Annotated in this window: 13 protein-coding genes and 1 tRNA gene; 2 read left to right on the plus strand and 12 right to left on the minus strand. The window is 37.1% G+C overall.

The genetic code is table 11. The features are described 5' to 3' along the window. Nucleotides 1-13 precede the first annotated feature (13 nt). From DQN49_RS09675 to DQN49_RS09695, 5 genes are read right to left on the minus strand one after another with little or no spacing between them, the layout of a single operon-like run. Complete coding sequence (locus tag DQN49_RS09675) at nt 14-790, minus strand: TIGR01619 family protein (RefSeq protein ID WP_006995714.1); 777 nt, start codon at nt 788-790, stop codon at nt 14-16. A gap of 9 nt (nt 791-799) precedes the next feature. Further along, complete coding sequence (gene xthA / locus DQN49_RS09680) at nt 800-1603, minus strand: exodeoxyribonuclease III (protein ID WP_006995713.1); 804 nt, start codon at nt 1601-1603, stop codon at nt 800-802. A gap of 47 nt (nt 1604-1650) precedes the next feature. Continuing rightward, on the minus strand, nt 1651-2325 hold the full coding sequence (locus DQN49_RS09685) for a TIGR01621 family pseudouridine synthase (RefSeq protein WP_006995712.1): 675 nt from the start codon (nt 2323-2325) through the stop codon (nt 1651-1653). Continuing rightward, nucleotides 2325-3389 carry a YcjF family protein gene (locus DQN49_RS09690; RefSeq protein ID WP_006995711.1) on the minus strand — a complete coding sequence of 355 codons (1065 nt, stop codon included), beginning with the start codon at nt 3387-3389 and terminating at the stop codon, nt 2325-2327. The genes DQN49_RS09685 and DQN49_RS09690 overlap by 1 nt, the downstream gene beginning before the upstream one ends. Before the next feature lie 60 nt (nt 3390-3449). Further along, nucleotides 3450-4112: a Bax inhibitor-1/YccA family membrane protein gene (locus tag DQN49_RS09695; RefSeq protein WP_005649826.1), complete on the minus strand. Its 663-nt coding sequence runs from the start codon at nt 4110-4112 to the stop codon at nt 3450-3452. Between the two features lie 180 nt (nt 4113-4292). Between DQN49_RS09695 and DQN49_RS09700 the strand changes: the two genes are divergently transcribed. Next, nucleotides 4293-4382 (plus strand) — tRNA-Ser (locus DQN49_RS09700). Between the two features lie 56 nt (nt 4383-4438). Here DQN49_RS09700 and DQN49_RS09705 read toward each other — a convergent pair. Then, a complete protein-coding gene (locus tag DQN49_RS09705; RefSeq protein WP_006995710.1) occupies nt 4439-4999 on the minus strand; it encodes a YtfJ family protein in 561 nt (186 codons plus the stop codon). 103 nt (nt 5000-5102) lie between these two features. Between DQN49_RS09705 and DQN49_RS09710 the strand changes: the two genes are divergently transcribed. Next, nucleotides 5103-5429 carry a zinc ribbon domain-containing protein YjdM gene (locus DQN49_RS09710; RefSeq protein ID WP_005652591.1) on the plus strand — a complete coding sequence of 109 codons (327 nt, stop codon included), beginning with the start codon at nt 5103-5105 and terminating at the stop codon, nt 5427-5429. A 37-nt stretch (nt 5430-5466) separates the two neighbouring features. Here DQN49_RS09710 and DQN49_RS09715 read toward each other — a convergent pair whose 3' ends face one another. The 6 genes from DQN49_RS09715 to DQN49_RS09740 all read right to left on the minus strand — a co-directional run bounded on the left by DQN49_RS09715 (nt 5467) and on the right by DQN49_RS09740 (nt 14330). Continuing rightward, a complete protein-coding gene (locus DQN49_RS09715; RefSeq protein WP_006995708.1) occupies nt 5467-6180 on the minus strand; it encodes a TerC family protein in 714 nt (237 codons plus the stop codon). A 97-nt stretch (nt 6181-6277) separates the two neighbouring features. Next, nucleotides 6278-8107, minus strand: coding sequence for an excinuclease ABC subunit UvrC (uvrC, locus tag DQN49_RS09720; protein WP_006995707.1), 1830 nt, complete (start codon nt 8105-8107; stop codon nt 6278-6280). Between the two features lie 146 nt (nt 8108-8253). Further along, nucleotides 8254-9018, minus strand: a complete 765-nt coding sequence (gene kdsB / locus DQN49_RS09725) for a 3-deoxy-manno-octulosonate cytidylyltransferase (RefSeq protein ID WP_006995706.1) — start codon at nt 9016-9018, stop codon at nt 8254-8256. A gap of 70 nt (nt 9019-9088) precedes the next feature. Then, nucleotides 9089-10087, minus strand: a complete 999-nt coding sequence (gene lpxK / locus DQN49_RS09730) for a tetraacyldisaccharide 4'-kinase (protein ID WP_006995705.1) — start codon at nt 10085-10087, stop codon at nt 9089-9091. A gap of 72 nt (nt 10088-10159) precedes the next feature. Then, complete coding sequence (msbA, locus tag DQN49_RS09735) at nt 10160-11923, minus strand: lipid A ABC transporter ATP-binding protein/permease MsbA (RefSeq protein WP_006995704.1); 1764 nt, start codon at nt 11921-11923, stop codon at nt 10160-10162. Between the two features lie 40 nt (nt 11924-11963). Next, on the minus strand, nt 11964-14330 hold the full coding sequence (locus DQN49_RS09740) for a DNA internalization-related competence protein ComEC/Rec2 (RefSeq protein WP_006995703.1): 2367 nt from the start codon (nt 14328-14330) through the stop codon (nt 11964-11966). Nucleotides 14331-14499 lie beyond the last annotated feature (169 nt).

The raw sequence follows: 14499 nt of genomic DNA on the forward strand, positions 1-14499 counted from the left end.
ATGTTTCAAATACCTAATTCAATGGCTTATTGCTATCCAGTAAAGAATCACATTCCCAACCGATATACTCTCCCGAAAATTGTTCAGCCAATTTTTCAAAACGTTCTACTTGTTCAAAAATTTCGCCATTTTCTAATGAAATTTCTTGCTCTAATTTTACCAAGAAATAAGGTTCGTCATCTTCATTAAACTGAATCGCTTGTGCTGAATATTGTAATGTCGTGAAAGAATAATCCCCTAAACTAAGCTCATCCATAAAAGGGAACATTCTCTGCTCTTCATCAAAATGAAAACTATGCTCTACTAAATAGGTATCACTTAAATTACGACCTTTACTTTTTAATAAATCAAGCAATTCTTCCGTTGCATTTAACTTAATCTCCAATGGAGAAGCAAGCAAAAAGTCAAAATAAGTATCCCAAATTAAATCCTTTTGCACATTAATATCTTTAACAAAATCAATTTGTTGTAAAGTTTCTACAATAAGATTTTCGTGCTTACAATAAAAATGTATTTTTATTTGAGAATTACAAATAAAATGCCCCGCAAAAAATACATTTGGAAGTGCGGTTAGTTGTGTCAAAATTTTAAATACACGGTTAATTAACTTATCGTATTCAACTTCTGAGGGTAAACCCGTTTCATCATCAGCCTGATAATCAATAGTAAACTGCACTATTTTATCGAGACCTTTACCGTGATATTTTTCAACATCTTCAATATTTGCGGTAAACACGGCAGGCATACCATTCACAGTAGAACGATAATTCTGCCAATTTGCCATATCCATTTCGCTTTCCTATTTAAATTCAGCCCAAATCGGTGCGTGATCAGACGGTTTTTCCATTGCTCGAATATCTAATGCAATGCCCACATCGACACAGCGTTCAGCTAATTTTTGGCTTACCAAAATATGATCAATTCGTAAACCTCGATTATCATCAAAACCTTTAGAACGGTAATCAAACCACGAGAATTTATCATTTGCTGTTGGGTTCAGCTTACGGAAACTGTCTTCTAATCCGTAATCATACAAACGTTGATACCACGCTCGTTCTTCCGGTAAGAAAGAACATTTACCTGTGCTTAGCCAACGTTTACGATTTTCATCTCCGATACCAATATCTAAATCACTTGGACTAATATTCATATCGCCCATAATTAAAATCGGATTAGATTTGTCGTGTTCTTTTTCTAAATACTGTTGAAGATCTGCATAAAATTTCTCTTTAGCTGGAAATTTAGTCTCATGTGTACGGCTTTCCCCCTGTGGGAAATAGCCATTAATGACAGTCAATAAGCCAAATTCAGTTTCCAGATCAGCCATAATAATGCGTTTTTGTGCATCTTCATTGTCAGTTGGAAAACCACGACGAACCACTTTAGGTTCTTGTTTAGTCAATAATGCCACGCCATAATGACCTTTCTGACCATGATGAAATACGTGATAACCTAAGTTTTCTGTAATTTCATAGGGAAAAGCCTCGTCAGCAACTTTAATTTCCTGTAAGCCAATCACATCTGGCTGATATTTTTCAATAATGGCTTCAAGTTGATGTGGGCGAGCACGTAACCCATTTATATTGAAAGAAATAAATTTCATTTTTGTTCCTATTAAAGAGTGAAATTGGCTTTATTATACAGAGATTTCTATTTTGATAAAAACGGCTTTGTCAGATAAACCTGAATTTGCTCAAATACTGTAGGCTTAATCCAAAATTGACCTTGAGAAGGTAAACAAGTGACCGAAATAAAATTATTTAGATAATCAAATTCCAATTGAGTAGCGTGCAAATAAGTGCGGTCAATTTTTTCTGTGTTTTTAGCATAAAGTCCATCGCCTAAAATCGGGCTACCTAAACTTTTCATCGCAACACGTAATTGATGCGTTTTCCCCGTTTGTGGTTTTAAAATAAATAAACGTAAATTAGGTTCACAGCTTACACTTTCAAAACGCGTAATTGCTGGATTTTCTTTGGTTTGACAAAGTTTCCATGCACCTTCTCGAGCTTTCTTCATATCCCCGATAATCAAACCTTGTTTCTTTTTAGGCTTTTGGTTACTTAATGCCAAATAAGTTTTATGAATTTTATGTTCAGAAAAAAGTCGTGAAAATTCAGCCGCACTTTCAGCATTTAACGCCAGAATTAACAAACCCGAAGTTACTTTATCTAAGCGATGAACCAACCATACTTTAGGCACATTCAGTTGTTTTGCAACAAGTTCTGTTAAGCCTTGTTCTTCTTGATCTTTATGAACGCTAATACCCTCAGACTTGTTGATAATAATAAAATCACTATGTTGATAAACAACCTCGATTTCCATCAGATTTGCTCCTTTTTGTAAATTTTATTTTTACCGAGAACAATATCTTTTACCGAACTAAGTAATTCCTGTTGAATATGTGACAGTTTTAGTTTTTCGTTTAATTGAAATGCTAACGGACGACAAAGTTCCATTGCTTTCACGCCTAATCTTGCAGTGAGTAATCCCACACCAATTCCTTGAGCGATACGTGTAGATAATTTTGCTGTCACATCTTGAGAAAGCCAATCCATTCCAATATCTTGTGCCACTTCGGTTGCTCCAGCAAAAGCGATATTGACCAATACCATTCTTAACAATCTAATACGTGAAAAATACCCTAATTCAATCCCATAAATTTCAGCAATCTTATTCATTAATCGAAGATTGCGCCACGCAATAAAAAACATATCCACTACAGCAAGTGGACTAATCGCAACAATCACAGCTGATTCAGCTGCCATTTTACTAATCAATTTTTTAGCTTGTGCATCAAAAGAAGACAAAACATGACGACTGAATAAATGAGCAATTTCTTGTGCTGAATAAGCTTCATTTAATTGGTGTTGCCATTGAATTACCGCTGGAGAATCATTTTCCAAACCTAAAGATTTTGCAATATCTAAGCAAAGAATTTTACTTTTTTCTGCGTTATGAAAGGAAAAAACATCGCCATTTTTTACCGCACTTTCTAACCAAATCTGCTGACTTTGCTGTTGCCATTGCTCACGTTTTTTTAAACGAACTAAACGTCGCCACTCACAAATAATCTCTTTAATACCCAATAAAATGATAATCAAACTGACTAAAGCAAAAGCAAGATAAATCCATTGATGCTGTTGATAGCTATCCCAAATCCACTGCACGGATTGCGCAACCGTCGCCAAGCCAAATAAAAGTGCGGTAAATTTTAATAAAGTTTTTCTAAAACTGGATTTTGGTTTCAATGCTTGTTCAAGTTGAGCATCAAGTAACTCTCCGTCCAACGCTTCATCTAGCTTTGCTTCCATATTATGGAATTCTTGCTTGGGCTGATAGTGTTCTTCCTCTACATTAACTGAATGTTCAAAAATTTGTTTTTCCATTGCCTATTCCAAAAAAATAACCCCACTAAATAGTGGGGTCATAAAGTCAAAATTCAATCATTATTCATCACTTGAAAAGATAGAAAGTAATCTTAATAAACTCAAGAATAAATTGTAGATTGAAACATAGATGTTCACGGTTGCGCGAATATAATTTGTTTCTCCACCGTGAATAATATTACTGGTTTCATACAAAATGGTCATTGTTGAGAACACTACAAATAATGCACTAATTGCGACCGATAAAGCAGGAATTTGGAAGAAGAAACTCGCCACCATACCAAGCAATAACACAATAAATAATGCGAACATTGCGCTTGATAAAAATGACATATCTTTTTTCGTAGTCAATACATAAGCAGAACACGCAAAAAATACGATAGCAGTTCCTGCGAATGCAAGCATAATCAAATCTTCCATTCCACGTGCCACATACATATTTAAAATTGGCCCGATGGTGTATCCCATAAATCCAGTGAAAGCAAAGGCAGCCAAAATACCAGCAGGGCGATCAGCTAATTTATTGGTTAAGAAAAGTAAGCCATAAAAACCCACTAGTAACACAATAATATTTGGATAAGGCAAGTTTAAGCTCATTGAAATAAACGCAACAACCGCTGAAAAAGCCATTGTTAATCCCAGTAAAAAATACGTGTTACGCAACACTTTATGTGTGCTGAGTAACGATTCTTTTTGAGCATCCACAATAAGACGTGATTGCATAAAAGCTCCTTGTAAAATAAATAAAAAGTCTCTTGTAAAGTAAGGGCTAGGGATAAAAAAGTCAATGGTATTAATGGAATTAATTTCATCAAAATGAATAAATTATCATCATCTAAAGTTAAATCATCAAATTTCTATTTACATCAATAAAATATTCATTATACTACGCGCATTAATCACGGAGGAATGGTCGAGTGGTTGAAGGCACCGGTCTTGAAAACCGGCGAGGGTTTACGCCCTCCTAGGGTTCGAATCCCTATTCCTCCGCCATCAGAATTAAGAAATCCCTAAGTCACACGGCTTAGGGATTTTTACTTTGTATTACGTTATTTGGTCAATCCATTCACTAGTGAAATAACAGTCTGAATATCGCTATCAGACAATTTTCCTTCTTTCACAAATTTTACTTTTCCCGTTTTGTCTAACACGATAATTGCACTATCTTTAGGATTTAATCCCCAAGCATTTTTTACCGCACTTTTATCATCTAACACAACTTGACTATGTGGATTTTCCTGTTTGCCTTTTTGCGCACTATTTTTTACAAACATACCTGTACCAACAATCGCATCATCCCCATTAATAATAGTGGTTGTTTGGTATTTTACAGGATTAAAATGGGATGCTTTTATCGCATCAATCATCGACTGATTTTTCTCTTTTGCAGCCGTTCTACCCGCTAAATGATGAACAACACGCACTTTGCCCGCTAATTCCGCAGAACCCCAAGGTTGAAACACAGTATCTTTTCCAGAAAACACAATTTCACCATACTCACTCACTTTGACCGATGGTAAAGATTGTTCTAATTGCAAATTGTGTGCCCAAATTGAACTACTAAACATTACGCCACAAACTAAGGCTAAGGCAAGAATTTGTTTTTTCATACATTTTCCTCAAAAATTTATCAAAAACTTTCACGCTTTGGCGAAAGACATCTTTTTTGCTATACTCGCGCGCCTATTATATGTAATCAAGAAGGAAAACCCAATGGATCAAATGCCTAATTGCCCAAAATGTCAAAGTGAATACGTTTACCACGATTCAATTAATTTTGTTTGCCCTGATTGCGGTAATGAATGGGATAATAATGAAATTCAAGAATCAGATGACGATCAACTGATCGTAAAAGACAGCAATGGGAATTTGCTTGCAGATGGCGACAATGTACTTTTGATTAAAGATTTAAAATTAAAAGGTTCATCAGAAGTATTGAAAAAAGGTACAAAATTCAAAAACATCCGCTTAGTAAATGGCGATCATAACGTCGATTGCGGCAAAATCATGTTGAAATCTGAGTTTTTGAAAAAGGCTTAATCGAAAAAATGCGGTCTAAATAGACCGCACTTCTAATTTATTTCATCAATCTTCTCATTCGAATATTGATCATTTCGACCACAACAGAGAATCCCATTGCAAAATAGATATAACCTTTCGGGATGTGAATATCTAAACTTTCTGCAATTAAACTAATTCCCACTAAAACCAAGAAGGCTAAAGCTAGAATTTTCAAGGTTGGATGCGTATCTACGAAATCGCCGATTGGTTTTGCTGCAAACATCATCACGCTAACGGCAATAATAATCGCCAAAATCATCACAGGAAGGTGGCTTGCCATACCTACTGCTGTAATCACAGAATCTAAAGAAAAAACAATATCTAGCACTGCAATTTGAATTAATACGCCAAGATAACTCACTTTATTTTTTCTTTCCGATTCATGATGGCCTTGATGATTGATTGCTTCTTTAATTTCGCCTGAACTTTTTACAATCAGGAATAAACCACCGATTAATAAAATCAAATCACGCCCAGAAATTTCTTGATTAAACGCAGTAAATAACGGTGCTGTAAGTTTCATCATCCAAGCAAGTGACATTAAAAGTAAAATTCTTGTCAGCATTGCTAAACCAAGTCCAACAATACGACCAGACTGGCGTTGGCTTTCAGGTAAACGCCCAACTAGAATGCTAATAAAAATAATATTATCGACACCTAAAACGATCTCCAAAGCAGCAAGTGTCGTAAGTGATACCCACGCTTCAGGATCTGCAATCCATTCAAACATAATTTTTCCTATAATAGAGTTAAATAAATCCGAAAGTGCGGATCATAATGGCTTTATAATGAAAAGCAATCGTTATTTATATTTGAGAAATGATTGATTAGTCGTTTTTAAGCGTTTCAAAAATCCTTTCAGCAAGTTTAAGGGAAATTCCCGGTACAGAGGCTATTTCATCTAAGGTCGCCTTTTTCACACCTTGTAAACCGCCAAGATATTTCAGTAAAGCTTGACGACGTTTAGCACCCACACCTTCAATAGTTTCTAAACCACTTTGTGTAAAGGCTTTTTGACGTTTTTTACGGTGTCCGCTTATTGCGTGATTATGACTTTCATCACGGATGTGTTGAATCAAATGCAATGCCAAACTATCATCAGGCAAATGAATTTCGCGGTCTTGTTTGCTGATGATCAGTACTTCCTGCCCTGCTCGACGATCCACACCTTTTGCCACGCCAATTAAGTGCGGTCTATTTTTATCCCATTTTACTTGAAGATGTTGGAACACGTTCAGCGCACGATTTAATTGCCCTTTTCCACCATCAATAAAAATAATATCAGGAATTTTATCTTCTTCTAAATCACGCTCATAACGTTTCTGCAACGCTTGTTCCATTGCTGCATAATCATCCCCACCAGTAATGCCTTCAATATTAAAACGACGATAATCAGATTTCAGTGGGCCTTCTTGATTAAAAACAACACAAGATGCTACCGTTTGATTTCCCATCGTGTGGCTTATATCGAAACACTCCATACGCTTAATTTCAGGGAGATTTAACAGATCACACAACGCTTGATAACGCTCTGACATTCGTGAAGATTGTTTAAGTTGTACATTTAAAGCCGCTTTAGCATTAACTTGTGCGAGCTGTAAGTATTTACTCTTATCGCCTTTTACGCTTTCTTGAATCGTCACTTTTCTGCCTGCTTGATCCGTAAGAAGTTGCTCAAGCTCTGATTTTTCAGCTAATTGACGATCAACAATAATACTATTCGGAATACTTCGCCCTTGATGACCTTGTAAATAAAATTGCCCCACAAAAGTTTCGGTAAGTTCCGATAAATCCGTATTGGCGGGGACTTTTGGGAAGTAACTGCGATTGCCTAGCACTTTTCCTTGACGAATAAACATCACTTGTACACAGGCTAAACCGTGTTGGTAAGCGATGGACATAATATCCATATCATCTAAACGTTCATTGGATACAAATTGTTTTTCAATAACCGAACGCACCGCCTGAATCTGATCACGATAACGAGCCGCCTGTTCAAAATCTAAATTTCTGCTTGCCTGCTCCATTTTCCCGATTAAATAATCTAACACCAGTTGATCTTTGCCTTGTAAAAATAAGCGGGCTAATTCAACTTGCTGATTATATTCTTCATCAGAAACATATCCCTGTACACAAGGCGCAGAACAACGCCCAATTTGATATTGCAAACAAGGACGAGAGCGGTTGGAATAAACGGAATTTTCACATTGTCGAACAGGGAAAAGTTTTTGCAAAAGTGATAAGGTTTCACGCACGGCGCCTGCGTGAGGATAAGGCCCGAAATATTCACCCGCAAATTTTTTAGACCCACGATAGGACGTGATTCTTGGATGACGTTCTTTGGTTAATAAAATAAATGGATAGGATTTATCATCACGCAATAATACGTTATAGCGAGGCTGATAAAGCTTGATAAAATTATGCTCTAGCAGTAAAGCTTCCGTTTCAGATGAAGTTAGCATGGTGTCAATATGATGAATTGATGCCACCAACGCCTCTGTTTTTTTACTACTCAGATTTTTACGAAAATAGCTTGAAAGACGTTTTTTTAGATCCTTTGCTTTCCCAACATAAATAACCTGATCTTTATCGTCATACATACGATAAACACCAGGTTCGTGAGAGACATCAGCGAGGAATTTTTTGTAATTGAACATAGAATATTTTACCAATAACAAAAGACATCTTGCCTTCCCTTGCTTTCGAGGGAAGGAGCCTAAAGGGCTGAAGGGGGCTTGCGATGTTAAATTTATCCCCCCTCAGCCTTCGGCTGCTCCCCCCGCAAGCAAGGGGAGCCAAACATTTAATCCTTCGCCAAAATCAGCCGCACTTTTTCCAAATCTTCAGCAGTATCCACCCCCACTGCAGGCACTTCTTTCGCAAGCTCTACGTGAATGCCTTCGCCGTTATATAACACACGAAGCTGCTCAAGTTTTTCTAAATTTTCAAGTTGAGTCGGAGCCCATTGCACGTATTGTTTTATGAAACCAGCACGATATGCGTAAATGCCAATATGACGTAAGTAAGCGTCCGCAAGCTGTACTTTCTGAACATCCTGTAAATTCATAAACTGATCACGATCGTAAGGAATAACCGAACGGGAAAAATATAGCACATAGCCGTCTTTATCCGTCAAAACTTTCACTGCATTTGGATTGAATAATTCCTCAGCATCATGAATTTTTACCGCAAGACTTGCCATATTGACATTAAATTTTGCTAAATTATCTGCCACTTGTCGCACGATAACGGGAGGAATCAAAGGCTCATCGCCTTGAATATTGACAATGATTTCATTGTCAGGAATCGCTAATTTTTCTACAACTTCCGCTAAACGTTCTGTACCAGAATTATGATTAACCGAAGTCATGCACACTTCTGCGCCAAAATTTTTGGCAACATCAGCCACATTTTCATTATCGGTGGCAATAATCACTCGGTTCGCCCCAGACTGCAGTGCTTTCTCAAATACATGTTGAATCATTGGCTTACCTGCAATATCAGCAAGCGGTTTTCCAGGTAAACGACTTGATGCAAAACGAGCGGGGATAATCACGGTAAATGACATAATTTATTCCTTATTCTTTAATATTTCAGCTTTATCGGCAAGCAATCAAAACAACTGGAGATTAATCCTTTCAGCCATTTCTATATTGCGCCACAAGTTTGTCTATTTTGTCCCAAAAGTGCGGTAAATTTTCACATTGTTTTTCAGCCTCAATAATCTCTGCATCCACAGGGACATACCACCAATTATCGTTGGCAAAAGATTGGCATTTTACGGCATCTTTTTCCGTCATAAAGAGCGGTTGATTTTCAGCAAGTTTTTCTAATTGAAAGGCTTCAAAATATTGATGATCTTGAAATGCTTGCGTTCGCTGTAACTGAATCCCTAACTTTTCTAACATAGTAAAAAAACGCTGTGGATTGCCAATCCCTGCAATGGCAACACCAGATTGAAATTCCTTTAATTGGCGTTTTTCATTGGTTTTTAAATTAATCGCGAAATGGGGTACAAGATACATAACTGCATCTGAATACTGATTTTTTCCACCATTAGTGATCACAAAATCTACGGATTTTAATCGACTTGGTAATTCTCGCAATGGGCCTGCAGGCAATACAAAACCATTTCCCAATGCACGCTCAGCGTCCATTACGACAATTTCCAAATCACGCTGTAATTTATAATGCTGTAAACCATCGTCAGAAACAATAATATCGCACTCTGCTTGGCTTAAGAGTAATTCAATCGCTTGCTGGCGATTCGGGGAAATCACGACAGGAACATTAGTACGTTTAGCAATCAATACAGGTTCATCGCCACCTTCAATTGGATTTGTATTTTCAGTAACAAACAACGGATAAGTTTTAGATTTACTGCCGTAACCACGAGAAATCACACCTACGCGCAAACCTCGTTTTTTTAATTCTTCCACAAGCCACACCACCACGGGCGTTTTGCCATTTCCACCCACAGACAAATTCCCCACAATTATCACTGGTTTTGGTGCACGATAAGAAGATTTTATCCCCAAACAAAATAAGGCGCGACGAAGTTGGCGAATCAACCAAAACAATAAAGAAAAAGGCGATAAGAGCCAAATAAGTTTGGAGTTGGAATACCAGAAGGGCATAGAAAATCCTTTCTAATAAGTGCGGATAAAATAACGCGAGTTTTTCAACTCGCGTTTTCGATAATCAATAAATTAGCCACTAAACTGCATACTGTATAGCTGTTTATAAGCTCCATTTTGTTCAAGCAATGCTCTATGGTTGCCTCGCTCACGAATTTCTCCGTGATCAATCACAAGAATTTCATCCGCATTTTCAATGGTTGATAAACGATGGGCGATTACGATAACAGTACGATCTTTCTTCAATTCATCTAATGCAGATTGAATGGCGCGTTCTGATTCCGTATCTAGTGCAGATGTGGCTTCATCTAAAATTAATACTGGCGAATTACGCAATAAAGCGCGAGCAATCGCTAAACGCTGGCGTTGCCCACCAGATAGGCTCGCGCCATTTTCGCCAATTACCGTATCAAAACCTTGCGGTAATTTTTCGATAAACTCTAAAGCATAAGCCGCTTTTGCTGCAGCAATAATTTCTTCGCGAGAATACTTATCCTGCGCGGCATAAGCAATATTATTCGCAATGGTATCGTTAAATAAATGGACTTGTTGAGAAACCACAGCGCAGTTTTCACGCAAATTAGATAAACGATAATCTTGGATATTTACGCCATCCAGTAAAATCTCGCCTTGCTCAATATCATAAAAACGTGTCACTAAATTAGCAATGGTTGATTTGCCCGATCCAGAACGTCCCACTAAAGCAACGGTTTTTCCTGCAGGCACGCTAAAAGAAATATTATTTAATGCAAGTTCCTCTTTTCCCTGATATGCAAAACTCACATTTTTAAATTCCAACGCACCTTTCGCGGGTTCTGCTTTATAAGTGCCGCTATCTTTTTCTGGTTCTAAATCTAAAATGGCAAATAGCGTTTGACAGGCTGCCATTCCACGTTGGAATTGAGAGTTTACATTCGTTAAGGATTTTAATGGGCGCATCATTGCCAACATAGATGAAAAAACTACCGTAAAAGAACCCGCACTTAGATTATCTTCCGCAATTAATGGCGTGGTAGCTAAAAACAATACAGCAACTAAAGCAAAAGAAGCAATAATCTGCACAACAGGGTCGGAAATGGAATCTGCAGTAACCATTTTCATACCTTTACGACGCATGTTATTACTCACTTTATTAAAACGCTCTTCCTCGACAAACTGACCACCAAAAGAAATCACGACTTTATGTCCTTTCAGCATTTGCTCCGTCGTCGCCGTCAATTCCCCCATTGAATCTTGTAAATTTTTACTCAACTTACGGAAAATTTTTGAAACGATAGTGATCAACATTGCAATAATTGGCCCGATAACAAATAAAACAAGGGTTAATTCCCAGCTTGTATAAAACATCACTGCCAATAGCGAAATAATATATGCTCCTTCTCGCACAATGGTAATCAAAGATCCTGAAGAAGAACTTGCAATCATCTCAGAATCATAAGTGATACGAGAAAGTAATTTCCCCGTTGAATTTCTGTCAAAGAAACTCACTGGCATAAACATTAAATGTTTAAACAAGCGGCGACGCATTGTCATGACAACTTTGCCTGATACCCACGCCAAACAATAATTAGAAATAAAGTTGGTAATGCCGCGTAAAATAATCATTCCAACAACGACAAAAGCCATAATTTTCAAAAATGAATGGTCTGCCTTGCCAAATCCATCGTCCAACAACGGTTTTAACAAATAAATCAAACCTGAATCAGCAAATGCATTAAAAACTAACGCAACACCAGAAACAATAAGCCCCGCTTTAAAAGGTTTAATTGTTGGCCACAAACGTTTAAAAGTTTGCAGGGTAGAAAAGTCATGATCTTGTAATTTTTGTTTTTGCATAATCGCTATCTAATAGTAAAAATTGCGCGCATTGTACCTTTTATTTCTTTGATAATCCAATTACACGCGCATACCAAGGGGAAAATTCTGTGCGTGCTTGTTGGATATCTAATCGGTCTTGAAAAAAATTTACCCGCACTTGCCCTGAAACAGCGGTATTTTCTACCGCACTTTTATAGCGTTGAAGCCTCTCTATCACCGAATAATGGGGTAATTTCCACGGATTCCAACGTCCACTAGATATAATCGCCATATCTGGTCGAACCTGAGAAAGTAAGTATTCACTTGTCGATGTTTTGCTCCCATGATGCCCCACTTGTAACACATCAATTTTGCCTAAAGTGCGGGCAAAAATTTGTTCATTTTTTGCTTCAGCATCGCCGGTTAGCAAAACTCGATGCTTTCCATCATCGACTAAAATTACACAAGAATGGGGATTATCAGCTCGTGTCACAACAGTGTGAGGAGAAAGTATTTGAAAATGTAACCCTTGCCAATGCCAATCACGTCCAGCAGTACAAAAAGTGCGGTAATTTTCCCCATAATTTTTTTGTGAAGGAGTAATCAATTCCACTTTTGGATAGTTTTTTAACATTGTTGATGCCCCACCTGCGTGATCGTTATCGTCGTGGCTTAAAATCAATTTTTCCAAAACAATCCCTTCTCTTTGCAAATAAGGCAAAATTTCCAACTCAGCCATACTTCCACCTCGCCAAGAAGAACCCGTATCATAAAGAATCCCTCTGCCATTTTTCACAATCAGCGTTGCCAAGCCCTGCCCCACATCTAAAGTATCTAATTGCCAAGTTGGCTTGCTTAGTTGCTTGAACAACAAAATCATAAAACACAGCGACATAATGCCGAAAAAACATCGCAAAACGTTGATTCGTTCATTTTTTAGCAAGGGTTTACTGAGATTTAATGTAAAAAATCTTGGTCGTTTAATTTTCCAAGTTAATGATAAAACCTCTGCTTCTCGATAAATACGCCAAATAATTAACATAAAGATTCCGCCACAAAGTGCGGTTAAAACCAACGCTAAATTAAATGAAACATTGAACCAATTTCCTTGGAAAAGAGAAATTAACCAAGTAATTCCTTCGGCTAGCTTATTTGCAAGTTGCCAAGAAAACATTGCGCCGTTGGTAAAAACGGCAAATAAAATTAATGGCACAAGGAAAAAACTATAAATTGGAACAGCCATAAGATTGGCTAAAAATCCACTCAGCGATAAGCCATTAAATAGAAAAAGTTGCAAAGGTGTAAAAAAGAGCAATAACCCCAATTGCAAATGAAATAAACTCAAAATCCACCGCACTTTTTGGGAAAAGGGGCTATTTCCCCATTGAAAAAGAGAAAAAGGCACATAACGATACCAAACGATCAAACAACCAACTGCACCACAAGAAAGCCAAAAACTGACAGAAAGCGACATTAATGGATCGCAGAAAAGCAAGAATCCAACAATCAACGTAAAAAGCTGAATGGACGAATAATGTCGCCTCATTATTTGAACAAATAAAACAAAAACAAGTGCTGAAATGGCACGAAAAGTTGGCACGCTAAAACCAGCCAAATACGCATAAATTAAAGCAAATAAAGTACCGAAAACTAAAGGAAAATAAGGATGAATAAAACGAGTAGGAAAAAATATTTGTACAACTCGACTGAAGAAAAAACCAATCCCCATAGCCAACCCAATATGTAAGCCAGAAATAGCAATAAGATGAGCAGTATTAGTGTGTTGGTAAATTGACCAAATAGTTTTATCTAACCAAGCCCGTTCGCCAAAGGCTAAGGCAATCAATAAACCTTGTAGTGATAACCCTTCCGTTTGTTTTCTCACTTGTTGCAATTTTTCTGCACGCAATGATGAAACATTCGCAATTTTCACCGCACTTTTTACCGTTCCAAAAGCGGTAATCCCCTTTGAAAAATACCATTGTTGCCGATCAAACCCACCGAAATTTAATCGTGCAGAAAGGGGACGTAAAGAAATTTCAGCTTGCCAAATTTCCGATAATAGAGGCACCTCTTTCGCTTTCCAATTTAAGAAAATTCGTTGTTCTTGCAAATTATTCGCCAATGTTGCTGTGGCGATAAGCGTTTGATAATCCTGTTGGTGCAAAATTTCTTGAATCTTAAAAGTTACCACTTGCTTTTGAGCGGTAATATTTTGAGCTTGTTGTAATAAACTCAAAGCCGAATAATGAAAATAGCCAAGAGAGGCAACAAAAAAAGCAAGGCTAACTAAGAAATTTCTACGCAAGAAAATAAAAAGAAAAATCAAAACAAGCGCAATAACGAGAGCAACTTGCCAAGGCAATAGCAACGGTTGCGGTAGAAATAACAACGTTAAATCCGCGACAATTAACAAGACAGCTAAAGTTATTAAGTTTAATTTCATTTTTATAAAAGATTAATTCCAGTCTCTCTAAGCCTAGGCTAGTTTTATTTAAATATGCAAACGGTTGCTTCAAATTTTGCGATCCATATCGTAAAAATAAATTTTTCAGGAAAATTTACTTGCTAAAACAAACAACTTCTGATATTTATACCGCCCGCAAAAATTGGGT

It is taken from the genome of Haemophilus aegyptius (assembly GCF_900475885.1).
Lineage (GTDB): Bacteria > Pseudomonadota > Gammaproteobacteria > Enterobacterales > Pasteurellaceae > Haemophilus > Haemophilus influenzae.

What these genes read in the sequence shown, in the direction of transcription:
- DQN49_RS09675 (WP_006995714.1), bottom strand. Translation starts at nt 790, where the DNA reads ATGGATATGGCAAATTGGCAGAATTATCGTTCTACTGTGAATGGTATG.
- xthA (WP_006995713.1), bottom strand. Translation starts at nt 1,603, where the DNA reads ATGAAATTTATTTCTTTCAATATAAATGGGTTACGTGCTCGCCCACAT.
- DQN49_RS09685 (WP_006995712.1), bottom strand. Translation starts at nt 2,325, where the DNA reads ATGGAAATCGAGGTTGTTTATCAACATAGTGATTTTATTATTATCAAC.
- DQN49_RS09690 (WP_006995711.1), bottom strand. Translation starts at nt 3,389, where the DNA reads ATGGAAAAACAAATTTTTGAACATTCAGTTAATGTAGAGGAAGAACAC.
- DQN49_RS09695 (WP_005649826.1), bottom strand. Translation starts at nt 4,112, where the DNA reads ATGCAATCACGTCTTATTGTGGATGCTCAAAAAGAATCGTTACTCAGC.
- DQN49_RS09705 (WP_006995710.1), bottom strand. Translation starts at nt 4,999, where the DNA reads ATGAAAAAACAAATTCTTGCCTTAGCCTTAGTTTGTGGCGTAATGTTT.
- DQN49_RS09710 (WP_005652591.1), top strand. Translation starts at nt 5,103, where the DNA reads ATGGATCAAATGCCTAATTGCCCAAAATGTCAAAGTGAATACGTTTAC.
- DQN49_RS09715 (WP_006995708.1), bottom strand. Translation starts at nt 6,180, where the DNA reads ATGTTTGAATGGATTGCAGATCCTGAAGCGTGGGTATCACTTACGACA.
- uvrC (WP_006995707.1), bottom strand. Translation starts at nt 8,107, where the DNA reads ATGTTCAATTACAAAAAATTCCTCGCTGATGTCTCTCACGAACCTGGT.
- kdsB (WP_006995706.1), bottom strand. Translation starts at nt 9,018, where the DNA reads ATGTCATTTACCGTGATTATCCCCGCTCGTTTTGCATCAAGTCGTTTA.
- lpxK (WP_006995705.1), bottom strand. Translation starts at nt 10,087, where the DNA reads ATGCCCTTCTGGTATTCCAACTCCAAACTTATTTGGCTCTTATCGCCT.
- msbA (WP_006995704.1), bottom strand. Translation starts at nt 11,923, where the DNA reads ATGCAAAAACAAAAATTACAAGATCATGACTTTTCTACCCTGCAAACT.
- DQN49_RS09740 (WP_006995703.1), bottom strand. Translation starts at nt 14,330, where the DNA reads ATGAAATTAAACTTAATAACTTTAGCTGTCTTGTTAATTGTCGCGGAT.